Genomic DNA, 24,079 nt, shown 5'->3' with positions numbered 1-24,079 from the left:
GATGGACCATACGGATGACCTGGCGCTACGGTTCGAGGAACACCGGAGCCACTTACGCGCGGTCGCGTACCGGCTGCTGGGCTCACTGGCCGAGGCCGACGACGCGGTACAGGAGGCCTGGCTGCGGCTCAGCCGCTCCGACAGCACGCAAGTGACGAACCTCGGCGGCTGGCTGACCACTGTCGTGAGCCGCATCTGCCTGAACCTGCTGCGCGACCGCCGGCACCGCGACGAACAGCCCCTCGACACCCGCGTACCCGACCCGATCGTCAGCGAAATCGACGGCGGCGACCCCGAACACGAGGCCGTACTGGCCGACTCGGTCAGCGTCGCGATGCTCGTGGTCCTGGAGACGCTGACACCGGCCGAGCGGCTCGCGTTCGTGCTGCACGACCTGTTCGCGATGCCGTTCGACGAGATCGGCCCGATCCTCGACCGCACGCCGACCACCACCCGGCAACTCGCCAGCCGCGCCCGCCGCCGGGTCCGCGGCGCCACCCCGACACCCGAACCCGACCAGGCTCGACAGCGCGCCGTCGTCGAGGCGTTCCTCGCGGCGGCCCGCGGCGGCGACCTCGCCGCCCTCGTCGACCTGCTGCACCCCGACGTCGTCGTCCGCTCCGACGGCGGCACCCTGCGCCCGAGCACCCTGGTGCGCGGCCCGCAGGCGGTCGCGCAGGGCGCGATCGTGTTCGCGCGGATCGCCGAGCTCACGCGTCCCACCCTCGTCAACGGGGCCGTGGGGGCAGTCGCCCTGTCGGACGGGCGAGTGGTGGCGGTGGCCGCGTTCACGGTGGCCGACGGCCGGGTACTGGAGCTGAACATCCTCTCCGACCCCGACCGCCTGTCCCTGCTCTAGGGCGTGTCGCCGGATGTTTGCGGGGATCATGCCCTAGACCCCTCTCGCCTACAGGGTGGCGACCAGCCGCTCCCCCTCGGACCATGGGCCGAAGCCGGTCTTCGAGTCCAGGTGCCCGACGTCGCCCGCGTCGTACAGCTCGGCACCCCAGTCGCGCGCGTAGCCTTCGAACTGGACCATTGAGCTGAACGGGTCAGTGCGGCTGGCGACGACGACCGACCGGAACGGCAAGGGCTGGCGCGGCACCTCGCCGATGAACACGTCGTCGTCCGGCTGCGGTGTCCACTTAGGATCGATATACGGCGGGGTCACGAGAAGCGCCGCCCGGACCGGTCCGGCGTGCCGGGCGGCCCACAATGCGACCGTCAGGCAGCCTGCACTGTGCGCGATCAGGACGGCGGACTCGTCGCTGGCGCTCACCGCCGCGTCGAGCGCGGCCACCCGCTCATCCGCGATGTACGGCGGGCCGGGCGGCTCCGGCGCCCACTGGTAGTTCGGATAGTTCTCCACCCACTGCCGCGTCCAGTGGTCCGCGAACGACACTCCCCGCCCCGGCACTACGAGATACCGCGTCACAACCCGCATGCTAACCCCCTTCCCCGCACGCTCCTTCGCAATGAGACCGGACCTCGCCAGCACCTGACACCACCCCGCCTCCCCCCGCCTCCCCCCCGCCTCCCCCCGCCGATCCCCGCCGATCAAGGGCAAACGCACGTGGTTCGATCTCAAAACCACGTGCATTCGCCCTTGATCCATGCAAACTCCCGTGATCGACGACGGGCTTTCGCGCCGGAACCACGGCCAACCAGACCACGCCAGCACACCGCCCGCACACCGCCAACAACCGCGCCAAACGCAGCCTCCGCACACCGCCGACAACCGCGCTAAACGCAGCGCCCGCACACCGCTGCAGCTCGCGCGAGCGCGGCGCCGTCCACGCCCGACAGCGCGCGAAACGCGGCGCCGCTGGCCGCCGGCAACAACCGTGCCGATACCGCGCCCAACTCACCGCCGAGGACCGCACGGGCACCGCGCCCCACTCACCGCCGGGACCGCGTGGGCACAACGCCCGCCCAGCGCCAACAACCCCGCGTAAGCGCGGCACCCACCCACCCGGTCTACCCCCGCCCCCCACAGCGGGTCGCAGCCCGGCCACGGCAACCTCAAGACCGCCGCCGCCCGACAACCCACACGGGAACCATTTTTGTGGTGTCGGCGTGTCGTGGCGGGCGTGGCGGTCGGGAGGGCAACGATCATCGCACGAACGTACGAGAATTAGTGCGTGCGGGAAACGTTGCAGCAGCTCACCGATGCCGCCGGCCAATGCGCCGACAGCCCGATGTGGTCGCTGCCCGACACCGACCTCGTCGACGCGTTGCGGGCGGTGCATGACGCGCAGCAGATGCTCGCCGCGGTCCAGCTGCATCTGGTCCGGGAGATCGACGGCCGGAACCTGCCCATCGCGCAAGAGGCCAGCAGCACCGCCGTCTGGCTCCGCGGGCGCTTGCATGTGAGCATCCATACCGCACGCCGGATGGTGGAGTTGGCCCGTGTGCTGGATCAGCGCCCGGTGCTGGACGCGGCACTGTCGACCGCGGCGATCAACGTCGAGCAGGCGCAGATCGTCGCCCAAACCATCCAAGATTTGGCCGGGGAGGTGTCGGCGGATGTGATCGACCTGGCCGAGAAGACGCTGCTGGTACAGCACGCCGACTGGGAACCGGTCATCCTCAAAAAGATCGCCGCCCGGATCCTGGCCCACGTCGCCCCAGAAGTGGCCGAAGACACCGACCGGCTGGCCGCCGAGCGAGATGAGAAACGCGCCCAGCGGGTGCGGGGATTCACCCTGACCAACAACGGCGACGGCCGCTACCGGGTCACCGGCTGGTTGGACGCCGAAGCCGCCGCCGTCGTCAACGCCGCCTTGGACCCGTTGTGTAAACCGGACGAGCGGACCGCCACCCAACGGCGGGCGGACGCCCTGGTGGAGGTGTGCCGGCTGGCGCTGCGCACCGAACAACTACCGGCCAATGGTGGGGACCGGCCGCAGATCGTGGTCACCGTCCCCTACGACATGCTCCGCCACCAACTCGGCCTCGGCCAACTCGACACCGGCGAACGGCTGAGCGCCCAGCAGGTACGCAGGCTGGCCTGCGACGCCCACATCATCCCCCTAGTCCTCGGCGGAGACGGACAAATCCTGGACGTCGGACAGTCCCGACGACTGTTCACCGGACCACTACGACGGGCACTCGTGGCAAGAGACGGCGGGTGCGCGTTCCCCGGCTGCGACCGGCCACCACGCTGGTGCGACGCACACCACATCACCGCCTGGACCGCCGGCGGAGCAACCGCCCTACACAACGGCGTCCTGCTATGCGGCTACCACCACCGGCTCATCCACCGTCGCGAATGGGAAGTCCGCCTTGGCGCAGACGGCAGACCCGAGTTCATCCCACCGTACTATGTGGACAGCTCGCGCAGGCCCCGGCGCAACCTCTACCACCGACGGACATGATTGGACCGATGCCCCGCGCTCCCCGTCGCCGCCAAGCGACACCGACACGTACTCCGGCATCCCGCCCGTGACGATGAATGAGCCGCTGCCGCGCTCGGCCAGACGTCCATCTGCGCACGCTCGACACCAGGCACGCTCGACACCAGGCACGCTCGACACCAGGCACGCTCGACACCAGGCACGCCGCTGTCGCGGCCGGGGCGGTACGGTAAACGCCGTGATCTGCCGCAGCGCCTACCGCCAGTGGATCACGCCTGACCTGCCGCTGTACGGCAACGACCACGAGCGCGGCGACTTCGCTCCCTGACCGGTTTCGCACTGCCGACTGGTCCGTTCCCTCCGACTCCATCGGGAGCTTTGCCGTGCAACGCCCATCCACCGGCGTGCTCGCCGTCCTGCGCACTGCCCAGGTCGCCCGGGTGCTCGCCGCCAGTACCGTCGGTCGTATCCCGCTCGCGTCGTCGCCGGTCGCGCTGTTGGTTTTCGCCCGGGAACGCTGGTCCATCGGGATCGCGGGGCTGCTTGTCGCCGCGTACACGATTGGGCTGGCCATCGGCGGGCCGATGTTGGCGCGGATCGCCGACCGGTGGCGCCAGCCACCGGTGATGGCCAGCGCCGTGACGGTCTCGACGGCCGCGTTTCTCGTGCTGGCGGCGGGTCAGCCGCCGCTGGGCGCCGCCGTGGTGGCGGCGCTGCTCGCGGGGGCGGGCGCGCCGCCGTTCGAGTCCGGCCTGCGGGTACTGTGGCGCGGCCTGCTGCCGGAAGAGCGGGTCCACACGGCGTACTCGCTGGACATCGCCGTCCAGGAGCTCATTTTCATCGCCGGGCCGCTCGTCTCGATCGCAGCGATCGGCGCGGGTGGCCCCAGCGCTGGGTTGTACGCGACCGCGGTGCTGCAATTGATCGGTACCATCTGGTTTGTCACGACGCCCGCCGTGCGCCGATGGCGCGGCGCGGCGGCCGATCGGCACTGGGCCGGCGCGCTGCGCGCGGCCCGGCTGCGTGTGCTGCTCGTCGCGGTGGTGCTGGTCGGTGCGGGTGTGGGCGCGCTGCCGGTGGCGGTGACGCGGTACGCGGAGGTGGCCGGCGCCCGCTCGTGGGCCGGCTGGCTGCTGGCCGCGCAGGCCACGGGCGCGCTGGTCGGCGGCCTGCTCAACACCCGCCTCAAGCTGCCCGAACGCCACCTGCCGTGGGCCGCCGCGGCGCTCGCCGCCGGCTACGCGCCTCTGGGGCTGGCACCGGCGCCGCCGGTCATGCTGGTGCTCGCGGCGGTCAGTGGGCTGGCGCTGCCGCCGCTGCTGACCGCGACGTTCGTGATGGTGGACGGGATCGCGCCATCCGGGACGGCGGCGGAGGCGTTCGCGTGGGTGGCGACCGCGTTCACCGCCGGCGCGGCGCTCGGCGCGGCGCTCGACGGCGCGATTCTGGATCGGGTACCGGGCGCGGCGGCCGGCTTCGTGCTGGCGCCGGTGGTGATCGGCGCCAGCACGCTGCTCTTCCGGCTGGCGGCTGTCAGCAGGGGTGCTGCGGCCGCGGCGACACCTCGGTGAGGTTGCCGTAGGTGCCGACGCCGCGGTAGTAGAAGAACCCGCCGCAGCCGTCGAGGTTGTCGAACCATGCGGTGCCGCCCTCGGCGTCCGGGCCGAGGGGGTACGTGATGCCGCTGTCGATCGTGGTCCACGGCCCGTCAGCGGTCGTCGAGCGCTGCAGGTCGATCGCCACCTGGCCCTTGCAGCCGCCGCTCAGCCAACCCGACACGTAGAGCATGTTGGCGCTGTAGCCGACGTTGCCCATGGTGAGCGTGCAGGCGCTGGTCTGCGCGCTCGCCGGTGCGGCGGCGCCGCTGCCCAGCGCCATCGCGGCGGTGACGGTGGCCAGCCACTTGGTGGTGCGTCGCATGATGATCCTCCCCAGGATGATGGTGCGGTAACGGATACAGCCTAGTGAATCTTGCTTACACAATCCTGAAAGATCCGTGAAAGCTCTGCTCGCTACCGTGGGGTATGGGTAAGGAGTGGATTGCCGTGCTGCCGCTGGTGGCCGGCGCGGTCGCGGTAGCGCCGGAGATCGGTGACGTGCTCACGCCGTCGCCGTCTCCCACGGTCGTCGTCGCCGGCGGCGACGGAAACGACATCCTGGTACCGCCGGGCGGAACCGCCGCGCCCGACGACGATCGGCTGTAACCACGGCTCCGCAACGAGGGGATCCGGCGCCGCTGTTCGTGGCGGCGGAACCAGACGGTTCACCGTTCCGGCTCGACTCGGTCGCCGGGCGGTATGTCGTGCTGTGCCTGCCCGGCCCAACTTCCGCCCCGGTCGCGGCGGAACTGCTCGACGACCGGCGGGTCACGTTCGTGACCGTCCTGCCCGACTCGCGCCAGCTCACCGGGCCCGCCACCATGCGACGCGTCTGCGACCCTGACGGTGCGATCAGTCAGGCGTACGGGGGACCCGCGACGTACGTGCTGTCGCCCAACCTGCGCGTGCTGCACCGGCTGCCACCCGAGCCGACATCACAGTCGCTTGTGGACCTGCTGGAGGGCCTGCCCTCGCTCGACGACGCCAGCATCGATGCACCCGTGCTCATCGTGCCCGACCTGCTCGAACCGGCCTTCCGCCACGAGTTGGTCCTCCACCACGCGCGCACCGGCGGGCAGCACACCGGCGTGATGCGCGCGCTGCCCGACGGCCGCACCGTGCTCGTCGACGACCCCGGATACAAGCGCCGCCGCGACGTGCTCATCACCGACGAGGCCATGCGCGCCGAGCTCCGCGACCGGATCACCCGCCGGCTCGTACCCGAAATCCGCAAGGCGTTCCAGTTCGAGGCGACACGCATCGAGCGGTACCTGCTCGCCTGCTACGACGCCGACGACGGCGGCTTCTTCCGCGCGCACCGCGACAACACCACGCCCGCGACCGCGCACCGGCGGTTCGCGGTGAGCATCAACCTCAACACCGGCGAGTACGAGGGCGGGCGGCTGCGGTTTCCAGAGTTCAGCCGGCGGCTGTACGACGTGGCGGCTGGCGGGGCGATCGTGTTTTCGTGCTCGCTCCAGCACGAGGTGACCCCGGTGACCCAGGGCCGCCGGTACTGCTGCCTGCCATTCCTCTACGACGAGGCCGCCGCAGCCTCGCGCCCTCCCACTCCGGGCGGATGATCCCGTCGCGGCGCGCTGGACAGTCCCGTGTGCCAGCGCGGGGCGCGCCGCTACGGCCGCAGGGGCTCGATCGCTTCCATCTGTGACAGCAGCGTTTCCCGACCGACAGCTCTAGGTAATAGACTGTGCCGCGCCCGGGCGGTACGGCTTGATGGTCTGGCGGGCGCGAGCCAGCGGGTTGGTGGTCTCGCCGATCGTGTCGAACATGACGCGGCCGAGCTTCGCGTGTGCCTCCACCGCTGGGTGCGTGGCGCCGAAGTTGCCTGTATCGGACAGTCCCTCGGCGAACAGCGCGTACGTCAGCACCGGTGCGCCGTCGGTGCCGAACATGACGCCGGCCTCGTGGCGCGCGCCCCCGAGGTCGTCGGTTTCGGCGCCGTACTTGGTGGCGACCCGGCTGCGCTCGTTCGACGACATGTTGCGCCGGACGCCGTCGTGATAGCCGTTGACCCAGCGGGTGACCCGCAGCATGAAGTCGCACGACGCCGGGGACAGCAGCGTCTTGTTGGCCAGCCGCCACAGCAGGTCGTGGGTCTCCCTGGGGGTGGTGACGCCAAGGAAGAACCGGTTGGGGTTGGCCACCGGCTCGACGCGCGTGTGGGTGAAGCCCTTCGCGGCCAGGATCTCGTTGAGTTCCAGGGCCGGCACGACGCGGCCGCACATGCGCACCGCCGTGTTGTCGGACATCACGAGCATCGCGGTGAGGAAGTTGGCGATCGTGATGTCGTCGCCCCACACGCCGTGCAGGTGGTAGATGCCGCTGCCGCCCAGGATGATGCTGGCGGGCAGGTCGAGTTTCTGGCCGAGGCTCAGCTCGCCACGGTCCACTTTGTCCAGTACCGCCGTGGCCACGAAGAGCTTCTGCACGCTGTATCCGTGGATGACGAAGTTGTCGTCGTCCGCCACGACCGGCTTCAGCGCACCAGCCGCGTCGACCGCCGCGATGTGCGAGTGCCAGATGCCGCCGGCTCTGGTCTTCTGAGCCTCGTACGTGTCGACGATCCTCTGCGGCCCGCGGGCAGGTACGCCCGGACGGGCGCTGGCAGGTGCGGCCCCGCCTGTCGCGCCCGCGACCGTTGCGGCCGCCGCCGCGGTCACGCCGATCGCGGCGCGCCTGCTGATCCCCTTGGACATCCCGATTCCTCCCCATGATCGTCTATGGATGCCCGCGACGGTACACAACCTCAGGGAGTAGTGATGACCTCTACTCAGGCTAGGACGGGTCGGGGTTGGTGGCTCGGTGGCGGCGGATCAGGTGCGCCACCCGACAAGAGCGCTGTACGGTCAGGGCATGCTCGGCCGCGCTTGGGGTATCGCCCGCTCACTCGCCATCTACCACGGCATCCCGGGGCGGCAGCGGCGCATGCGCCGCCTGTACCGGCAGTTTCTGGGGCCTGGCGACATCGGCTTCGACATCGGCGCACACGTCGGCAGCCGGGTCCGCGCGTGGCGGCACCTGGGGGTACACGTCGTCGCCGTCGAGCCGCAGCCGGACTGCCTGCGGGTGCTGCGGCTCTTCTTCGGGCGTGCCCGCGACGTCACGATCGTGGCCGGCGCCGCTGGCGCCAAGTCGGGCACCGTGCGGCTGGCCATCTCGAGCGCGGCGCCCACCGTGTCGTCCATGTCGCAGGACTGGATCGACTCGGTGTCGCGCGACGAGAGCTTCGCCAAGGTGCGGTGGGACCGCTCGATCGAGGTACAGGTGGCGACCCTGGAGGAGCTGATCGCCACCCACGGCACCCCGGCGTTCGTCAAGATCGACGTGGAGGGGTTCGAGGCCGACGTGCTGGCCGGGCTCACCACGCCGGTGCGCGGTCTGTCGTTCGAGTACCTGCCGTCCGCGCACGACGCGATGCTGGCCTGCCTCGACCTGGTGGAGAAGCTCGGCCGGTACCGGTACAACTACTCCCCCGTCGAGACGATGCGCCTCGCCAGCGACCGGTGGCTCGACGCGGCCGAACTGGTCACATTCCTCGAAGGGGTACGCGAGACCGGCCGGTCCGGCGACATCTACGCCAAGCGGGTGGACGGCTAACCGCCGACCAGCTCACCGATGTGCGCGGGTGCGAAGAAGTCGGCCGGCGACACGACGCCCGCGTTGAGACGGGCGAACTCGTCCATCGCCGCCTGGTTGCCGTTGATAGCGGTCAGCAACGCGACCAGGTCCGGTGGCGGCGGCTCCAGCGTGGCCAGTTCGGCGGTGAACTCGTACATCGGCAGCGAGCCCTCGTCGCGGGTCGCCTGGTACTCGGCCATCGCCTCCTCGTACGGCCGGGCGCCGGACAGCGACTCGTCGAGTGCGACAGCGCACAGCTCCGCGTCGCGGAACGCGTCCTGCATGCCCATCGCGGTGATGAAGTCCTTGTTGTAGCCGGCGTCTCCGACCAGCGCCCACCCCGGCCCGTACGGCTTGCGGAAGAAGTTCGGCACCGCCATGCCGGCGAAGCGCTCCTCGCGGGTGGCCGCGTCGACGCGTTCGACGAGCTGCGGCGCCATCGCGATCGCCTTCAGGTAGTTGCCCTCCACATCGGACTTGTTGGCCTCGAACTCCGCGTACGGCCAGCCGGTCACCACAAGCGTCACCCCGTCGTTGGTGGGCCAGGCGGCGATGCCCCGCCCGGGACGGACGTACGTCTCGAAGCGTCCGTTCATCGGCAGGCCGCTCCAGTACGTGTAGTAGCCACATAGGAGCTTCGGCTTCTCGTGGTACCGCTCGGCGCCGACCGCCTCGGCGACCAGCGACCGGAAGCCGTCCGCACCGACGACGACGCGGGCGCGCTCGGTGACCGGATGCCCGCCCCTGCCGTGGCCGCGTACGCCGGTCACCCGGCCGTCCTCGACAAGGATCTCGTCGACCGTGAACCCTTCGCGCATCTCGGCTCCCGCCCGCGCCGCCGCGTCAACGAGCACCTTGTCGATCTGGGTGCGGCGCGGGGCGTACGCGTGCGGCGTCTCGTCGGTGCCGGGTGCCCCGGAGAGCGTGAACGGACCGAAGTCGAACGCGTACGTGTCCACGGGCGGTACCCCGGTGGCGAGCATGGCGTCGAGTACGCCCCAGCGGCGCAGCGCGGCGATGCCTGGCGGGTGGATCATGTGGGTCGAGACGGTGTCGCTGGGGAACGTCGCCTTGTCGACGACCAGCACCCGGTACCCCTTGCGGGCCAGCAGCATCGCGGTGGGTGAGCCGGCGCACCGGGCGCCGACCACGATCACGTCGTATCCGTTGTCAGTCATGATCTGACGCTATGGCCGCCGCGGGCGGCCCCGCGTCGGAAGAAATACCCACGTTCAGACCAGGTCGTGCTCGTACGCGTACGCCGTCGCCGCCGACCGCGACGTCACCGCGAGCTTGGTGAAGATGTTGCTGATGTGGCGGTGGACCGTCTTCTCGCTCAGGAACAGCTCGGCCGCGATCGCCCTGTTCGTCTTGCCGGCGGCGACCAGCCGCAGCACCTCGACCTCGCGGGCCGTCAGCCGCCCCGCGCCGGGACGGCCTCCGGCGGCCAGCGCCCGCGCGTCGGGCACCGCGCCGAGCTGCTGGAACGCCCAGCCCGCCGCGTCCAGTTCGAGGGCCGCGCCGTCGCGGTCGCCGAGCGCCTGGCAGGCCAGCCCGATGAGCACCCGGGTGCGCGCGGCCTCGTACGGCGCGTCGAGCTCGTGCCAGCTCGTCCAGGCCGCCCGCAGCGTGGTCACGGCGGAGCGGGCGTCACCCTCGGCGAGCTGCACCGCGCCGGTCGCCCTCGTCGACAGGGCCTGCGCGTACGCGGTACGGGCGTCGCCCGCGATGTCTGCCAGTTCGTCCGCCGCCGCGCGGGCCTCGGCCACGTCGCCGGCCGCGATCATGATCTCGACGTGCGCGCTGAGCAGGTGCGAGCGGCCGACCCGGTCGCGGGTCTCGCCGACCGCCGTGCGCATCGCGGCGGCCGCGGCGTGGACCTGCCCCTGCGCCAGCCGCAGCAGCGCGAACCCGGGCTGCGCGCGGTAGCCGCGCCGGCTTGCCTCCCGGTACGCCTCCTCGGCGGCCGCGAACTCGCCGCGCACCCGGTGCAGCTCGGCCACCCGATAGTGGGCGGTGGCGGCGGCCGGCCGGTCCGCTAGCCGCTCGCACGCCAGCCGCGCCTCGTCGATGGCGTCGGGCCAGTCGCCGTGGATCTGCATCAGCTCCGCCCGGTGGACGAGGCACTGGCCGCGGTACGGGACCAGGTCCGGCTGGGTGTCGCACCAGTGGGTGAGGGCGGCTGTCCATTGGCGGGCTCGGCGCAGGTCGAACGCGTTCTGGCACTCCAGGAGCACCGCGCAGTACACGATGCCCGCCACCCGCGGCGAGACCTCGCCGGCGGTGACCGCGACCATCGCCTCGTCGAGCAGCGCGACGCCGTCGGTGATCTTCCCGGCGCGCACCAGCGCCTCGCCGCAGCCGAGCCGGCCGAGCGCGCGCAGGTCGGGCTCGTCGAAGCGGTCGCCGAAGCGGCCCGCGCCGCTGAATGCCGTGTACGCCGCCATCGGGTCGCTGTCGAGCACGGCGAGCGCGTCCGTCACCAGCAGGTAGCCGCGCTCGACGCAGTCGGCGCCGCACTCGTCGAGGATGCGCCGGGTGCGGGCCAGCCAGCCGCTGGCCCGGGCGTCTTCGGCGCGCAGCATGAGCCCGAACGCCAGCCAGAACGCGCACCTGGCGGCGCTTCGCGCGTCACCTGCTCGCAGCCACTGCTGGTGGGCGCGCAACCAGGCGTCGTCGCTCCCCTCGTCCTGCCCGCAGAGGTAGCCGGCGATCGCCAGCCGTTCGAGATCCGGGGGATCGACGGCCGCCGCTGACAGGTGGGCGTACGCGTCCGTCCACGCGCGCCGGTCGAAGGCCGACCGGCCGCGCTCAAGACCGTCTGTGCTCAAGGTCGCCGTCCGCGCTCATCCGCACCCCCGCCGCTTCGCCCTGAACGTACCGCTTCGCGTGCCCGGCATGCGCCCGTCTGTCGGCTCTCCTACCCTGGTGCGGTCCGGCGGCATGGGTCCAAGGCACGGGGAGGCACGGATGACCGACGTCGACTGGTCGCGGATGGGCTGGCGCTCCTGGTCGGATCTCGGCGAGGTCCGGGCCCGGCTCGCCGCCGGTGCCGACCCGAACACTCTGGTACGCGGGCGGGGCCGACCGCTGCACCAGGCCGCCCAGTGGGGCTCGGCCGAGGTGGTGGCGGAGCTGGCCCGCCTCGTCGACGACGTCGACGCCATCGACGACGGGCGCACCGCGCTGTGGGTCGCGGTCAACGAGGACAAGCCGGAAAATGCCCGCGTGCTGGTGGCCGCTGGCGCGGACCCAAACCGGCCGATGATGGCCGGCTGGTCACCGGCGCGGCTGAGCCTGGCCGGGGCGACGCCGGACCTGTTCGACACCGGCGCGACGCTCACCTCGGAGGAGGTCGCCGCCGCCGCGGAGGCGCGCCGCCTCGTCGACGCGCTCGCCGAGATCGACGGTGACGGCATGAGCCTGTGCTGCGTGATGGGCATCGACTCCGCCGAGGCGGTGCGGCGCTTGGACGCCACGGCCGTCGAGGGCGAGGTGGACGTCGAAGACATGTGGGATCGCATGGACGACGACGACTCTATCCTCATACTCGGCGTCACCGACGTGCCCGGTGGCTGTGTCGTCAGTCAGCCATGGGCGTACGGCGCGTCGATGCCGCTCGTCGCGCTGCTGCTGTCGGCCGGCACCGTCTGCTACGGGATGTACGCCAACCCCAAGAGCGGCAACCAGGGCGAGTCGGTCCACGACGGCGTCATCACCGGGTCGGACCTGCATCCGGGCGGCGGATGGTGCGCGGCCGACGCACCCGCCGCCGAGGTCCTGCGCACCTTCCTGTACCGCAACCACGCCATCGAGTACTGCTGCGCCTACGCGAACGTGCGCCCCGCCGACGCCCGCCCGTTCACCGAGCCCGACCGGTGGGTGCGGCTGCCCGCCCGCAACTGGTGGGCGATCAGCGCGAACTAGACGGAGAATCGGCGCAGCGCCACGGTCGTCAGGGCCGTCGCCAGCAGGAGCATCGCAGCGGTGGCGACGAGCGCCGGTGACGGGCCGCCGGCCAGGGCGCCCATGAAGTCGAGACCGGCGATGTCGTTGACGACGGCGTACCAGAGCGGCGGGTAGAGCGCCTGGAACAGCCGGTGGGTGCGGCTCAGTACGCCCAGGGCCAGCGCGAGCGCGGGGATGAAGGCCACGCCGGCCAGCCAGCCCGGAAGGTCGCCGTCCAGCGCCATCCGCAGCCCCGGGCCGGCCCCGACCAGCGCGGTGAGCACGACGCCGGCCAGCCACTGCGCGAGCGTGCGTCGCAGGGGCGAGGAGCAGGCGTCGAGCAGCGCCTCGACGCCGTGCTCGCGGGCCTGCGCGCCCAGCCGGGACCAGATCAAGACCGGCCAGACCCAGGCCGCGATCAGCAGCGGGCCCGCCGCGCGGGCGGGCGCGGCCGCGCCGGCTACGACGAGCGCAGCGGCGCCGAGCCACCACCACCAGGAGACCCCTTGGGTGAGAATCCGCAGCTCACCGGCCAGCAGGCGCGCGAAGGCGGCGCCACGTCGCGGGGCGGTTTGGAGCCTCGGGTACGCCATGGGCGGCACCGCCGCAGCGATGGCCGCCGGCGTGCTTCGCTCTGCTTCCCTCACGGAAACACCCGCGCGCGCTGGGTCGAAGCGGCCGAACCAGATCGCCGGCACCGCCGCGGCCACGGTCGCCACGAGCAGGACGAGCAGGCGCTCCCCCACGAAGCCGGCGGCGAGGTCGACGCCCGACCACTCGATCGCACGGGGCGGAACGTCGAGGTACATCAGGCCCAGCGAGATCTCGGTGACCGTGATGCCGTGCGCGGCCAGATCGTCCCTCATGGACTTGGCGAACACGTGCACGCCCAGGCCGCCCAGCGGGGCGCCCGCCGACTGTCCGGCGATCATCGTGGCCAGCGAGACGAAGAACCAGACCACGTTGCCGAACCCGGTACGCAGCACGGGGATCGTCTCGAACAGCACCGCGGCGGCCGCGGTGAGCGCCAGCACCGGCAGCGTGAACACCGCGAACGGCAGCAGCAGCGCGACCGGGTCGATCGCCCTGGACTCGCCGCGCGCCAGCTGCATCACCACCGCGGTGCCGGCGAGTACGGCGGCCATCGACCCCAGCACCAGCAGGTTGCTGAGGTACTTGCCGACGAGGTAACCCGAGGTCCGCAGCGGCGTGGCGGCGAGCAGCTGCCCGACGCCGCTGCGCTCGTCGCGGGCGATCGCCGTGCGTACCACGTAGAAGCCGCCGGCCGACAGCCACAGCGCACCGGCGAGCGCGGTCACGGTGCCGATGTACGCGCTGTCGTAGGTGCCCCGGTAGGCCCCGGTATTGACGATCGTCCAATGTGCGTTCGTGGCGGGTGCGGCCAGGTACCCCAGTCCGACGGCCGCCAGCAGCACCACCGCGTACGCCGGACGGCGTACCCGCTCGCGAAAGTCCGCGACAGCGAGCGCGCTCAGCAGGCGCGGCGTCATCGCCCGACCTCCGCTGTTGCGCCGACCGCCGCGAGGTACGCATCCTCAAGATCCGGGGTAACGCGCGTCGCGTCCGGTCCCGGTGCCGCCGGCGAGAGCAGCCGCACGCGTACCCCCCGCGGGGTGTGGACCATCCTGCTGACGAGGTACCGGCTCTGCGTGGTCGCGATCGCGTCCGGCCCGACCACGGTCTCCCACACGTGCCCGTCCACGCCGCGCAGCAACTGCTCCGGGGTGCCGCGGCGCAGCAGCCGGCCGTTGGCGACGATCGCGATGTCGCTGGCCACCGACTCGACGTCCGACACGATGTGCGTCGACAGCAGCACCAGCCGGTCGGCGGCCAGCTCGCTGAGCAGGTTGCGGAACCGCACCCGTTCCTGCGGGTCCAGCCCGGCGGTGGGCTCGTCGACGATGAGCACCCGCGGGTCGGCGAGCAGCGTCTGCGCGATGCCGACCCGGCGCAGCATCCCGCCGGAGTACCCGCCCAGCGGGCGCTTGGCAGCCTCGGTCAGGTTGACCAGCGCCAGCAGCTCGTCGACGCGGGCGCGTGCCGACCGCGCAGACAGGCCCTTGACGGCGGCCAGGTACGACAGGAACTCGCGCGCGGTCAGGTTCGGGTACACGCCGAAGTCCTGCGGCAGGTATCCGAGCTGCCGGCGCAGCACGTCCGGCTTCGCGACGACGTCGGTGCCGTCGAAGAGCACCCGCCCGCTCGTGGGCCGGGTGACCGTGGCCGCGATCCGCATCAGTGACGACTTGCCCGCGCCGTTGGGGCCGAGCAGTCCCACCACCCCGGTGCCGAGCCGCAGGCTCAGCCCGTCTACGGCCCGCTTCTGTCCCTTGTAGACCTTGGTGACGTCGATCAGCTCGAACATCAGGACACCTTCCGTACCTGGGCCGTGTGCCCCTCGCCCGCGGCGGCGGTGACGGTGCGCTGGCTGGCCGGGTCGCTGCGCAGGGCAGGCCGCCCGGGTGCGGCGGTGACGCGGTACGTCTCGGGCCCACCGGGTAGGGCGACCTCGACATTGCCGCTGGCGCGAGCCTGGACGCGGGTGGGAGCGCCGGCGAAGGCGAGGGTGACGTTCCGCTCGCTGGAGGTGGCGGCGACGTCGGTGGAGCGCGCCCCTGTGACGTCCACATTGAGCTGGGCGGTGAGCCGCAGCGCGCCCGACGGATCCTCGACCCGCAGCCACGCGTCCGTCACCGTCGCGGTGAGGGCGCCGCCGAGCCCGACGGCGCGTACCGGGGAGTCGCTTGTCACCGTGACCGCGACCCCGGTCGGCACGTGCACGATGTGCCGGCCGCCGCAGTCGGGCACGAAGCCGCTGCAGGTGACGCTCAGCCGCAGCGTCGCGCCGTCCATGGACCAGGACGCGTTGTCGCCGGCGGTGGCCTTGCCGGTCAGCGACCGCTCCACCTCGACCGCCCTGCCCGTGCCGGCCGTGCTCGTGCCGGTCTTGCTCGTGCCGGTCTTGCTCGTGCCGGTCTTGCTCGTGGCGGCCACCAGGCGCAGGTCGGTGCCGGCGCTGTCGATGACGAGCCGGTCACCGGTAAATGTGAAATCGCGCCGGTCCTCGCGGGTCTCGTTGACCGCCCGCACATCGGTGCAGCCGGCGGCGGCCATAACCGCCGCGATTGCCACTAACGAAACAAAACGCATGTAAGGGCTCCTGCCGGTCTTTAAGGGATGCCTCAGCACACCACCCAGCACCGGTCCGGAGCACTACGCCCAGACGCCCAACCAGAGGTAGGGCTAGGCATACCGCGCCGGGCAGGGAGCGCGGGCTAGCGTGGTCGGGTGCCCGTACCGACGCCGCGGACCGCGATCGAGGCGGTCGCCCGGCGGCGGTTCCTGGCCTCCGGGTGGCCGTGGCGGTCCCTGGTGTACCTGCTGACGACCCCGCCGCTGATGCTGGCCGCCGGGCCGGCGCTGGCGCTGCTCGCCCTGCCCTGGCTCGTCCTGCTGCGGCGGGTCACGGCGTGGGACGACCCGTCGCTCGCCGGGCTGGCGCTCCTGCTGGTGGCCGGAGCGGTGCTGCTCGCGGCCCTCGGCCCGCTGGTGGCGCTGCCGCTCGGCGCGGTCGAGCGGTGGCGGCTACGCCTGGTGGACACCCGGCCGGTCGCGTCCGCACACCGGCGGCCGAGGCACGGCGCGTGGCTGCGCACCCGGTACGCCGAGGCTGCCACCTGGCGCGAGCTGGGCTACGCGGCGCTGCTGTCCACTGTGATACCGCTCGGGTACGCCGTCACCCTGGTCCTGGTGGTGCTGGTCGGCGCCTGCCTCGCCAGCCCCTTCCTCGTCTCGAAGGACGGTCCGATCGCGCTCGGCCTCGGCCAGGTCGGCACCGTCGGTGAGGCGGTGCCGTACGCGCTCGCCGGTGCGGCGCTGCTGCCAGCGCTGCCGTACCTGCTGGCGCTGCTCGCGGGCGCCCACGCGGCGGTGGCGCGGGCGCTGCTGTCAGCCGGTGCGGGAGAGCGGCTGCACGCCGAGCTCGTCGAGGTGTCCCGGTCGCGGGCCCGGCTCGTCGACGCGTTCGAGGCCGAGCGCCGGCGGATCGAACGCGACCTGCACGACGGCGCCCAGCAGCGGCTGGTCGGCCTGACCCTCCAGCTCGGGCTGGCCCGCCTCGACCTGCCACCCGACTCGCCCGCCGCCCAGGCCGTCGCCGGCGCGCACGACCAGGCCAAGCAGCTGATGGCCGAGCTGCGCGAGCTGATCCGCGGCATCCACCCGCAGGCGCTCACCGACTCTGGGCTGCCCGCCGCGCTACGTGAACTGGCCGACCAGTCGGCGATCCCGGTGACCGTCCACACCGAACTGTCCCGGCGGCCGCCCGCGCCGATCGAAACCGCCGCCTATTTCGTGGCCGCCGAGGCACTCGCCAACGTGTCCAAGCACAGCGGAGCCACGTCCGCGAGCGTCACCGCGACGCTCGACGGGCACGTCCTGGCCGTCGAGATCCGCGACAACGGCCGCGGCGGCGCCGACCCGGGGCGCGGCACCGGGCTGACCGGCCTGGCCGACCGCGTGTCCGTCGTGGACGGACGCATGTACCTGACCAGTCCGGCCGGCGGGCCGACCCTCATCCGCGTGGAGATTCCGTGCAGGCAGAACAGCAACCGGTCCGGGTAGTCCTCGCCGAGGACGGCGTGCTGCTGCGCGAAGGGCTCGCCGGCCTGATGGGACGGTTCGGGTTCGAGGTGGTGGCGGCGGTCGGCGACGCGGACGCGCTGCGTGAGGCCGTCACCGCGCACTCCCCCGACCTGGTGGTCACCGACATCAGGATGCCGCCCGGCTTCAGCGACGAAGGGCTGCGCGCCGCCGTCGACCTGCGCCGGGCACACCCCCGGCTGGCGGTGGTGGCGCTGAGCCAGTACGTGCAGCAGGGGTACGCCACCGCCCTGCTCGACTCGGGCGACGGGCGGAGGGTGGGCTACCTGCTCAAGGACAGGGTGGTCGACGTCGAGGAGTTCGTGGCCGCGCTCCGGCAGGTGGTCGGTGGGGGTACGGTCGTCGACCCGGAGGTGGTGCGGCAGCTCCTGCGCCGCCGCAGCGACCCGATCGCTCAACTGTCCACACGGGAGCGCGAGGTGCTCGGGCTGGTCGCCGAGGGCCACTCCAACGCGGCCATCGCCCGCCTCCTCGTGGTCTCCGAAGCGGCCGTCGGCAAGCACGTCGGCAACATCCTGGCCAAGCTGAGCCTGCCGCCCACCGACGACTCCAACCGCCGCGTGCTGGCGGTGCTGACCTACCTGCGCAGTTCCTCGGTCAGCGATTGAGTCGCTTGTAGATCGGGGCCAGCCGCTTGTGCAGGCTTTGATACACGTCGAACGCGCCGTCGTACACGGCCCGCGCCTCGGACGACGGCTGGAAGACCTGGTCGTCGCGCATCAGCCCGCGGATGTCGTCGAACGACAGCATCCCCGTGCCCACCGCACCGATCCAGCCCGCGCCGCGCGCGTTGACCGCTACCGGCTGGGCGTCGCGGCGGATCTCGATGCCCAGCACGTCGGCGAAGATCTGGCACCACGAGTCCGACCGCGCGCCGCCGCCGGTGATGACCATCGACGTGACCGGCGCGCCGAGAAACCGGTCGACCGCCCGCGTGAGCCAGCGCGTGTTGAGCGCGACCCCCTCGAACACCGCGCGCAGCAGGTCGGAGCGGCTGGTGTCGAGGGAGATGTTGAAGAAGCCGGCACGCAGGTTCGGGTCGTCGACGGGGGCGCGCTCGCCGTACAGCCAGGGCGTGTAGAGCACGCCGTTGGCGCCCGGCGGCACCGTCGGCAGGATCTTGTCGAACGCGTCGAAGATCGACCCCTCGTCGCGGCTGACGTGCCCGGCGCCCAGCAGCGGGTCGTCCAACTCGACGACCTTGTCGCGCAGCCAGGTCAGGTTGGCGCCGGCGGTCGCCTGGAGGGCGGTCATCAGGTACCGGTCGGGGATCGCGCAGGGCACCGAGGCGATCTGGGCGACGACGTCGGTCTTCTTGCGGGGCACGTGCGCGGCGATCCACGAGGAGGTGCCGAGGTACAGGTGCGGCTCGTTGTCGCCGGTGGTGCCCGCGCCGATCGCGGCGGCGGTGTTGTCGATCGCACCGGCCACCACCCGCACCGACTCGGGCAGCCCCAGGTGCTCCGAGGCGCTCCGCGACAGCGTGCCGATCACCTCGGTGCACGCGACGATCGGCGGCAGCTTGTCGCGGTCGATGCCGCAGTCGGCGACCAGGGCCGGCGAGTACCGGATGTTCGTGGGCCGCCGGTTGTCGGTGACCCAGGAGGTCAGGATCGAGTCGACGGTCGCGACCACGCGGCCGGTCAGCTTCAGATTGATCCAGTCGAGCACGTTGAGGAACGCCGCCGTCTGGGCGTACACGTGAGGCATGTCGTCGCGGACGAGCAGCATGTGCGCGGCGGGGTCCTTGCCCGTGGACGATGGCACGCCACCGGTGAGCCGCAGCCAGCGCGCGACCCTGCGCGCCGACAGCCCTCCGACCGACGGACGGCCACCGAACTGCTTGCGCAGGTGCGGAGCACCGCGCATGTCGAGCCACGTGATGCAGCGCGTCAGCGGCTCGCCGGCGGCGTCGACGGCGATCGTGCCCTCGCCCTGCGTGGACGAGCACACGGCGGTGACCGCCTGCATGTGCTCCGGGTGAGCGCGCCCGAGTTCGGCGGCGACCTCACCGAGCGCGTTCCACCAGGCGACCGGATCCTGCTCCGCGCCGCCGCCCGGCAGCACGTGCAGCGGCACCGGCCGCTCGGCCCAGCCGGTCACGGTGCCGTCGGCCGCGACCAGCGCGGCCTTCATGCCCGAGGTGCCGAGGTCGATCGCGAGGACCTGCGGCGCGACCCCTACCAATCAGACCCCTTCCACCTGCGCGAACACCTGGTCGAACCGCTCCAGCGCCGCGTCGATCACCTCGTCGGTGTCGGCCATCGACGTGTACAGCCGGGAGCCGGCCAGCGTGATGATGCCGTGGGCCGCGTAGGCCGCGCCCATCTGCTCCATCAGCCGCTTGCGCCCCTTGTTCTCCTTAAGCAGCTTGATCGGGCTGCGCATGTCCATCAGCATGACGCCACTGCACTCCAGGTGGACGATGGACCCCTGGTTGTAGGCGACGTACGGCAGACCGTACTTGTCGATCAGGCGCTGCAACCCCCGGGTGAGGCGGTCGCCGGCCCGGCCCGCGATGACCGGGGCGTTCGTGCGAGCCATCTCCTGGATCGCGAAGTAGCCGGCCGCGCACGACAGCGGGTTGGCCGACAGGGTGCCGCCGACCTGGATGTGCGCGCCGCTCTTGCCGTCGAGGCCCGAGCCGAACACGCTCATCACGTCGGCGCGGCCTCCGACGCCGCCGGCCATCGGGTACCCGCCGGACACCGCCTTGCCGAAGACCGTCAGATCAGGGGTCACGCCGAAGTAGCCGGCCGCTCCGCCGAGACCGACGCGGAACCCGGTGACCACCTCGTCGAAGACCAGCAGCGCACCGAACTCGTCGCACAGCTTACGGACCTTCTCGTTGTAGTCCTTCGGCACCGGCCGGGTGCCCGACTCGGGCCCGAGCGGCTCGACGATCACGGCCGCCGTGCCGCCCCGCACGCGGTTCTCGATGAGCTTGCGCCTCAGCTCACCGATGCTGTGCGGGAACGCCTCCCGGGTGCGGGCGGTCACGCCGAACGGAATGCCCTTCGCGTTCATCCGGAAACTACCGGGCACGCGCAGGCCGTACACCATCGTGTCGGACCAGCCGTGGTAGGCGCCGCCGACCTTGATGACCATCTTGCGGCCCGTGACGGCCCGTGCGGCCCGGACCGCCGCCATCACCGCTTCGGTACCGGAGCCGAGCGACCGGTACATCTCGATGTGCGGCATGTACTGGTTGATGATCTCGGCGAGCTTCAGCTCGTACTCGTGGAACAGCCCCGTCACCGGCCCGGACTCGCGGATCACCGCCGCGACCTGCTCGTTGACCGGCGCGTAGTTGCTGCCCAGGATCGTCGGCCCGCCGGCCTGAAGGAAGTCGATGTACGTGTTGCCGTCGCGGTCGGTCAGGTAGGCGCCCTCGGCCCGGTCGACCGCCAGCGGGAACGGGTAGTTGAAGGCCAGGTTGTGCTGGACACCGCCGGGGATGCGCTTCTTGGCCCGGTCGGTGATCTCCTTGCTGCCGCGGCACTTGGTCTCGAAGTAGTTCAGCACGTCGAGCAGCGCGTCGTGCCGCAGCCCGCGCGTGGGCTGGTCGACCAGCGCCTTGAGCCGCCGCATGGTGTCGTCTACGTCGAGGTACTCGCTGATCGCGTAGCCCGTCTCGGCTCGCGGTGCTTCTTTCACCTCGTCCGCGCTGGGAAGTTCCTCGTCGACGGGTACCCGGATCGGCGGCACCGCCTTGGTGATCTGCTCCGCGATCCGCTTCTCGTCCTTGCGCAGCTTGCCGAAGGCGATCTCGCGGATCGCCGCCGGGATCGTGTACACCTTGCCGGTCTCGGTCGTGAGCGCCAGCAGGTACGCGATCGAGACCTTCTCCAGCAGCGCCATGTTGAAGACGGCGCGCTCCGGGTCGGTGCCGACCGCGACGACGCCGTGGTTGGCGATGATGAACGCGTTGTCGCCCCCGGCGACCTTTTTCTGCACGTTCTTCGCCAGGAACCCGGTGCCCGACGGCGCGTAGTCGATGATCGCGACCTTCTTGCCGAGGAAGCGCACCTGCTCGTCGGTCAGCGCGGGGATCTCCTTGCGCAGGAAGGCCAGCGCCGACGCGTACGGCTGGTGGGTGTGCACGATGGCGTTGACGTCGGGCCGCTCGCGGTAGATGTTGGCGTGCATCCCGCACTCGATCGACGGTTTGAGCTCGACACCTGATCCGTCGGGCACGTGCTTGCCGTCGAAGTCGACGATGCAGACGTCTTCGGCGCGCATCCGCTCGTACCCGTAGTTGCTCGGCGTCACGGCGTACAGCTCGCGGCCGGGAATGCGGACCGAGACATTGCCCTCGGTCGCTTTGAGGTAGCCGCGTTCGAGCATCGTGCGGCACATGTCGACGACGTGCTGGCGAGAGGTCCGGTGCTCCACGTTTTCCATGGTCTCCGGGGCGGCCGGATGAATCACCGTCTCCCGGACAGCGAGATTCGACCGGTTTCTTATCACGGCGTGACAACATTGGCCGGTGACCCCATGGCAGCGGCTACCCGCCGACCTCTCGCCGGCGATGCGCCCCCACCTGCCGGCGACCGTGCAGGCCGTCGCCAGCGCCATCACCGATACCACGCCCGCGTTCGCGACGATCCAGGACGCCAAGTTCGAGCGCGACGTTCACACCGCCGTACGCGTCGCGATCGAGCGCTTCCTCGACCTCGTCGGCACCGCCGAGCCCGCGCTGCCGCCCCGCTTTCGCGACGTCTTCGTCAGCCTGGGCGCCGCCGAGGCCCGCGAGGACCGCGGCCCGGAAGCGCTGCTCGCGGCGCTCCGGACGGCCTCTCGCCTGCTGCTGCGCATGGCCTGCGACGCGCTCGCCCGCACCCGCCCAGTCGGCACCGACGAGCTCATCGACCTGTCCGACGCGATCAGCGCGTACGTCGACGAGCTGGCCGCCGCGAGCACCGACGGCTTCGCGCTCCAGGTGCGCGAACAGGCCGGCGAAGGCGACCGCCGCCGGCGCCGCCTCGCCGAACTCCTGCTACGCGGCGGCACCGCCCCGAACGTGGCGCTGGCCGCCGCGTCCGCCGTCGGCTGGCCCGACCTCGACACGGTCGTGCCCGTGCTGCTGCCGCTGGACCAGGCGCGCGACGCCCGCTTCCGGTACGGCGCCGACGGCGTCGTCACCGAACGCGGCCACGACGCTGTACTCCTCCTACGGGCTCCGCCCACCTCCGTTCCCAATGAATCCGTCGTCGGCCCCGCCCTCGGCTGGCCACAGGTGCCGGAAGCGGTGCGGCTCGCCGAACTGACCGCCGAACTCGTCGGAACCAGCCACGGCCCGGTCTTCGTCGACCACCACCTCGCGACGCTGGCGCTGCGCGGCGAACCCGGCGCCCTGGCAGTGCTCGCCGCCCGCCGGCTGGCGCCGCTGGCCGGGCTACGCCCGACCCAGCGGGAAAACCTACTGGCCACTCTGCACAGCTGGCTGCGACATTGGGGCTCGCGGGCGGCGGTCTCGGCCGAGCTGTTCGTACATCCCCAGACGGTTAGCTACCGCCTCGGCCGCCTACGCGACCTACTGGGCGACGACCTGGACGACCCCGCGACCCGCTTCGAACTCCTCCTGGTCCTGACCGCCCGCACCCCCTGAGGCCCCACCCAACCCGTCCCGCAAGCCACGCCGTCCCGCAAGCCACGCCGTCCCGCGCGCCACGCCGTCCCGCGCGCCACGGCCGTCCCACGCCACGCCGGCCCCGCCGGCCACGCCACCCCCGCCGGCCACGCCAACCCCGCCGGCCACGCCCACCCCGCACACCGCGGCCTGCGACCCCGCCCGGGCGCGCACGGCCCGCCTGGCCTGCTCGTCGATCAAGGAGATCTGCGTCGACCAAGGGCGAATGCACGTGGAAAAGAGATCGAACCACGTGCGTTTGCCCTTGATCGACGGGAGCCGCACAGGCGCGGGAGCGCCGCGCGCGGCGCGGCAATGGATCGCGCGGCGGCGGGCGGCAGGCGGGCGGGCGCGGGAACCGCGGGCTGGGATCGGGGCTCTATGGTTTGTGTGAAGGCGCGGTGGATGGTGGCCGTGCTCGTTGCAGCCGCGGCCGGGTGTGACGGTGGTTCGGCGCCGGATGGCGCTACGCCCCCGCCGGGCACCAGGGCGCCGGCCAGTGCCACGGCCGCCGGGTGCGCGCGACCGGCGGCCGGCAGCGCTGACGCGGTGGTGCGGCCTGGCCCTACCAACGGGTTGCCGGCCTCGCCGGGCGGCGATCCGCTCGTGATCGAGACGGTCATCCTGGATCGGGAGTGTCGACCGGCCACGGGTGCGGAACTGCGGATCTGGCACACCGACGCGCAGGGGCGCTACGGTCCGGCGGACTCGGAGAGGTGCTGCTACTACGAGGGCACGGTGCGCACTGACCACAACGGACGGTTCCGGCTGGAGACGATCAGGCCGGCTCAGTACCCGGAGGCGAACTCGCCGCCTGCCCACGTACACATGGAGATCCGGCACGGGTCGACGGACCTTGCGACGCAGTTCGTGTTCGGCGTCGCGTCGCCACCGGCGACGGTGGCGCCGGCCGGCGACCTCGTGACGGTGGTCCTGCGCCGTGCGGGCGCAGGCTGGCATGGCGACGCCGTGCTCGTCCTCTGACCGGCCCGCAGCCCTTCGCCGCCGCGAGCCGCCACGCCGCACGGCCAGCCAGAGGACCCGAGAGCCGCAGCGCCGCCACGCCGCACGACTAGCCGAGGCTCGCCAGAGCCCGCAGCGCCGCCATGCCGCGCTGACCGCCGGGCCTGCCGACGGCTGGCGCGGCGATCAAGGAAATCCGCATCGATCAAGGGCGAATGCACGCGGAAAAGAGATCAAACCACGTGCGTTTGCCCTTGATC

General features: G+C 71.9%; 21 protein-coding genes. 11 read left to right on the top strand and 10 right to left on the bottom strand.

The genetic code is table 11. The annotated features are described in order from the left end of the window. Position 1 precedes the first annotated feature (1 nt). The gene (gene sigJ / locus V6V89_RS31450; protein WP_334623159.1) at positions 2 to 859 is read left to right on the top strand and encodes an RNA polymerase sigma factor SigJ; all 858 of its coding nucleotides are present in this window, start codon (positions 2 to 4) and stop codon (positions 857 to 859) included. 48 nt (positions 860 to 907) lie between these two features. On the opposite strand, the gene V6V89_RS31445 is transcribed toward sigJ, so the two are convergent. Then, positions 908 to 1,435, bottom strand: coding sequence for an RBBP9/YdeN family alpha/beta hydrolase (locus V6V89_RS31445; protein ID WP_334623158.1), 528 nt, complete (start codon positions 1,433 to 1,435; stop codon positions 908 to 910). 706 nt (positions 1,436 to 2,141) lie between these two features. Between V6V89_RS31445 and V6V89_RS31440 the strand changes: the two genes are divergently transcribed. Both V6V89_RS31440 and V6V89_RS31435 read left to right on the top strand, forming a co-directional pair. Further along, positions 2,142 to 3,377 (top strand): HNH endonuclease signature motif containing protein, encoded by a 1,236-nt coding sequence (locus tag V6V89_RS31440; protein WP_334623157.1) that lies wholly within the window; start codon positions 2,142 to 2,144, stop codon positions 3,375 to 3,377. Positions 3,378 to 3,739: 362 nt separating this feature from the next. Further along, positions 3,740 to 4,927: an MFS transporter gene (locus V6V89_RS31435; protein ID WP_334623156.1), complete on the top strand. Its 1,188-nt coding sequence runs from the start codon at positions 3,740 to 3,742 to the stop codon at positions 4,925 to 4,927. Here the strand turns inward: V6V89_RS31435 and V6V89_RS31430 are convergent. Then, a complete protein-coding gene (locus V6V89_RS31430; protein WP_334623155.1) occupies positions 4,890 to 5,276 on the bottom strand; it encodes a hypothetical protein in 387 nt (128 codons plus the stop codon). The two genes, V6V89_RS31435 and V6V89_RS31430, sit on opposite strands and share 38 nt — an antisense overlap. 104 nt (positions 5,277 to 5,380) lie before the next feature. Between V6V89_RS31430 and V6V89_RS31425 the strand changes: the two genes are divergently transcribed. Beyond that, positions 5,381 to 5,560 (top strand): hypothetical protein, encoded by a 180-nt coding sequence (locus V6V89_RS31425; protein ID WP_334623153.1) that lies wholly within the window; start codon positions 5,381 to 5,383, stop codon positions 5,558 to 5,560. Positions 5,561 to 5,598: 38 nt separating this feature from the next. Continuing rightward, entirely contained in the window at positions 5,599 to 6,537 is a 939-nt protein-coding gene (locus V6V89_RS31420) for a 2OG-Fe(II) oxygenase (RefSeq protein ID WP_334623152.1), read from the top strand. 111 nt (positions 6,538 to 6,648) lie between these two features. Here V6V89_RS31420 and V6V89_RS31415 read toward each other — a convergent pair whose 3' ends face one another. Further along, entirely contained in the window at positions 6,649 to 7,671 is a 1,023-nt protein-coding gene (locus V6V89_RS31415) for a serine hydrolase (protein WP_334623151.1), read from the bottom strand. 157 nt (positions 7,672 to 7,828) lie between these two features. Between V6V89_RS31415 and V6V89_RS31410 the strand changes: the two genes are divergently transcribed. Continuing rightward, a complete protein-coding gene (locus V6V89_RS31410; RefSeq protein ID WP_334623149.1) occupies positions 7,829 to 8,572 on the top strand; it encodes an FkbM family methyltransferase in 744 nt (247 codons plus the stop codon). Here the strand turns inward: V6V89_RS31410 and V6V89_RS31405 are convergent. Continuing rightward, positions 8,569 to 9,771: an NAD(P)/FAD-dependent oxidoreductase gene (locus tag V6V89_RS31405; RefSeq protein WP_334623148.1), complete on the bottom strand. Its 1,203-nt coding sequence runs from the start codon at positions 9,769 to 9,771 to the stop codon at positions 8,569 to 8,571. The genes V6V89_RS31410 and V6V89_RS31405 overlap by 4 nt on opposite strands. 54 nt (positions 9,772 to 9,825) lie before the next feature. Further along, complete coding sequence (locus tag V6V89_RS31400) at positions 9,826 to 11,424, bottom strand: helix-turn-helix transcriptional regulator (protein ID WP_334623147.1); 1,599 nt, start codon at positions 11,422 to 11,424, stop codon at positions 9,826 to 9,828. A 139-nt stretch (positions 11,425 to 11,563) separates the two neighbouring features. Between V6V89_RS31400 and V6V89_RS31395 the strand changes: the two genes are divergently transcribed. Beyond that, positions 11,564 to 12,520, top strand: coding sequence for an ankyrin repeat domain-containing protein (locus V6V89_RS31395; protein WP_334623146.1), 957 nt, complete (start codon positions 11,564 to 11,566; stop codon positions 12,518 to 12,520). Here V6V89_RS31395 and V6V89_RS31390 read toward each other — a convergent pair. From V6V89_RS31390 to V6V89_RS31380, 3 genes are read right to left on the bottom strand one after another with little or no spacing between them, the layout of a single operon-like run. Then, positions 12,517 to 14,052 (bottom strand): hypothetical protein, encoded by a 1,536-nt coding sequence (locus V6V89_RS31390; RefSeq protein ID WP_334623145.1) that lies wholly within the window; start codon positions 14,050 to 14,052, stop codon positions 12,517 to 12,519. The genes V6V89_RS31395 and V6V89_RS31390 overlap by 4 nt on opposite strands. Beyond that, positions 14,049 to 14,927: an ABC transporter ATP-binding protein gene (locus V6V89_RS31385; protein ID WP_334623144.1), complete on the bottom strand. Its 879-nt coding sequence runs from the start codon at positions 14,925 to 14,927 to the stop codon at positions 14,049 to 14,051. The genes V6V89_RS31390 and V6V89_RS31385 overlap by 4 nt, the downstream gene beginning before the upstream one ends. Further along, a complete protein-coding gene (locus V6V89_RS31380) occupies positions 14,927 to 15,712 on the bottom strand; it encodes a hypothetical protein (RefSeq protein WP_334623142.1) in 786 nt (261 codons plus the stop codon). Before V6V89_RS31380 ends, V6V89_RS31385 begins: the two co-directional genes overlap by 1 nt. 138 nt (positions 15,713 to 15,850) lie before the next feature. On the opposite strand from V6V89_RS31380, the gene V6V89_RS31375 reads away from it, so the two are divergent. Together V6V89_RS31375 and V6V89_RS31370 are read left to right on the top strand one after the other, a co-directional pair. Beyond that, positions 15,851 to 17,185: a sensor histidine kinase gene (locus V6V89_RS31375; protein ID WP_334623141.1), complete on the top strand. Its 1,335-nt coding sequence runs from the start codon at positions 15,851 to 15,853 to the stop codon at positions 17,183 to 17,185. Positions 17,186 to 17,232: 47 nt separating this feature from the next. Next, on the top strand, positions 17,233 to 17,832 hold the full coding sequence (locus tag V6V89_RS31370) for a response regulator transcription factor (RefSeq protein WP_334623186.1): 600 nt from the start codon (positions 17,233 to 17,235) through the stop codon (positions 17,830 to 17,832). On the opposite strand, the gene V6V89_RS31365 is transcribed toward V6V89_RS31370, so the two are convergent. Together V6V89_RS31365 and V6V89_RS31360 are read right to left on the bottom strand one after the other, a co-directional pair. Beyond that, positions 17,822 to 19,411, bottom strand: a complete 1,590-nt coding sequence (locus V6V89_RS31365; protein WP_334623140.1) for a xylulokinase — start codon at positions 19,409 to 19,411, stop codon at positions 17,822 to 17,824. The genes V6V89_RS31370 and V6V89_RS31365 overlap by 11 nt on opposite strands. Next, the gene (locus tag V6V89_RS31360) at positions 19,412 to 21,628 is read right to left on the bottom strand and encodes an aminotransferase class III-fold pyridoxal phosphate-dependent enzyme (RefSeq protein ID WP_334623185.1); all 2,217 of its coding nucleotides are present in this window, start codon (positions 21,626 to 21,628) and stop codon (positions 19,412 to 19,414) included. Between the two features lie 85 nt (positions 21,629 to 21,713). On the opposite strand from V6V89_RS31360, the gene V6V89_RS31355 reads away from it, so the two are divergent. Beyond that, on the top strand, positions 21,714 to 22,835 hold the full coding sequence (locus V6V89_RS31355) for a helix-turn-helix domain-containing protein (RefSeq protein ID WP_334623139.1): 1,122 nt from the start codon (positions 21,714 to 21,716) through the stop codon (positions 22,833 to 22,835). Positions 22,836 to 23,270: 435 nt separating this feature from the next. Further along, entirely contained in the window at positions 23,271 to 23,840 is a 570-nt protein-coding gene (locus V6V89_RS31350; RefSeq protein WP_334623138.1) for a dioxygenase family protein, read from the top strand. The last annotated feature ends 239 nt before the right edge of the window (positions 23,841 to 24,079 follow it).

The organism is Micromonospora sp. CPCC 206061 (assembly GCF_036906915.1).
Lineage (GTDB): Bacteria > Actinomycetota > Actinomycetes > Mycobacteriales > Micromonosporaceae > Phytohabitans.
Note: the sequence above shows the minus strand (reverse complement) of the source record. Positions and strands in the feature narration are given on the sequence as shown.

Coding starts and splice junctions, on each gene's coding strand:
- sigJ (WP_334623159.1), top strand. CDS start 2: ATGGACCATACGGATGACCTGGCGCTACGGTTCGAGGAACACCGGAGC.
- V6V89_RS31430 (WP_334623155.1), bottom strand. CDS start 5,276: ATGCGACGCACCACCAAGTGGCTGGCCACCGTCACCGCCGCGATGGCG.
- V6V89_RS31425 (WP_334623153.1), top strand. CDS start 5,381: ATGGGTAAGGAGTGGATTGCCGTGCTGCCGCTGGTGGCCGGCGCGGTC.
- V6V89_RS31415 (WP_334623151.1), bottom strand. CDS start 7,671: ATGTCCAAGGGGATCAGCAGGCGCGCCGCGATCGGCGTGACCGCGGCG.
- V6V89_RS31410 (WP_334623149.1), top strand. CDS start 7,829: ATGCTCGGCCGCGCTTGGGGTATCGCCCGCTCACTCGCCATCTACCAC.
- V6V89_RS31405 (WP_334623148.1), bottom strand. CDS start 9,771: ATGACTGACAACGGATACGACGTGATCGTGGTCGGCGCCCGGTGCGCC.
- V6V89_RS31395 (WP_334623146.1), top strand. CDS start 11,564: ATGACCGACGTCGACTGGTCGCGGATGGGCTGGCGCTCCTGGTCGGAT.
- V6V89_RS31390 (WP_334623145.1), bottom strand. CDS start 14,052: ATGACGCCGCGCCTGCTGAGCGCGCTCGCTGTCGCGGACTTTCGCGAG.
- V6V89_RS31385 (WP_334623144.1), bottom strand. CDS start 14,927: ATGTTCGAGCTGATCGACGTCACCAAGGTCTACAAGGGACAGAAGCGG.
- V6V89_RS31380 (WP_334623142.1), bottom strand. CDS start 15,712: ATGCGTTTTGTTTCGTTAGTGGCAATCGCGGCGGTTATGGCCGCCGCC.
- V6V89_RS31370 (WP_334623186.1), top strand. CDS start 17,233: ATGGGACGGTTCGGGTTCGAGGTGGTGGCGGCGGTCGGCGACGCGGAC.
- V6V89_RS31360 (WP_334623185.1), bottom strand. CDS start 21,628: ATGGAAAACGTGGAGCACCGGACCTCTCGCCAGCACGTCGTCGACATG.